Annotated in this window: 1 protein-coding gene; it reads right to left on the bottom strand. The window is 69.1% G+C overall.

Annotation, left to right across the window (positions count from 1 at the left end):
- The coding region (locus G3N92_RS34350; protein WP_206131915.1) for a class I SAM-dependent methyltransferase at positions 1-702 on the bottom strand (702 nt) is incomplete at its 3' end.
- Positions 703-832 lie beyond the last annotated feature (130 nt).

Below are 832 nucleotides of genomic sequence, written 5' to 3'. Positions count from 1 at the left end.
CGGCGCGAGCGCGCCCGGCTGTCCGGCCGCGAGCGCGCGGGCCACCAGCGCGGCCCGGTCCACCTTGCCGTTGCGCGTGAGCGGCAGCGCCTCGAGCACCTCGAGCCGCGACGGCAGCATCGCGGCCGGCAGGCGCTCGCGCAGTTGCGCGTCGAGCGCGGTGTCGTGCAGCACGGCGCGCTGGCCCGGGAAGCGCACCACGAACGCCACCTGGCCGACACGGGCGAGCGGATCGGCGGCGTCCGGATAGGCCGCCAGCAGGTCGCCGCCGGCCGCGTCGAACATCTGTTGCCACTGCTCGCGCGTGAAGAAGGTCTGATCGAGCGCGTCGCGCTCGTCGACGAAGCCCGACAACCCGCTCTGGAATTCCATCGAGGTCATCAGCGCCGCGATCTCGCGCGTGGCCTCGATCACGATCAGCGTGCAGCCGGGCGCGCCCAGCTCGCGCAGCCGCTCGACCACGGTCGGCGCGTGCTTGGCGTTGTGCAACACGTTGGAGCAGACGATCACGTCCCAACTGCCGGCCATGAGCCCCTGCGCCGTGTAGTCGCGATTGAGGTCGAACAGGCCGTAGCGCACCCACGGCGTATCGGCATGGCGCTCGCGCGCCTCGTTCAGGAAGAACGGCGAGACGTCGCTGTACAGATAGTCGACCGGGAACCCGGCCAGCGCCGGGATCAGCGCGCGGCTGGTGCCGCCCACGCCCGCAGTTCGGAAGGGCGTCGCGTACGGAAAGAGATCTGGTGGCCGTGTAGATCCCGGTGGTCCACGCAGTCTTATCATGTGTAGTACATGAGCGTAGATCGTATAGGCTGTTGACTTAGCATAAACT

The organism is Burkholderia sp. Ac-20379 (assembly GCF_017104645.1).
Taxonomy (GTDB): Bacteria; Pseudomonadota; Gammaproteobacteria; order Burkholderiales; family Burkholderiaceae; genus Burkholderia.
This window is presented reverse-complemented; position numbering and strand designations above follow the sequence as displayed.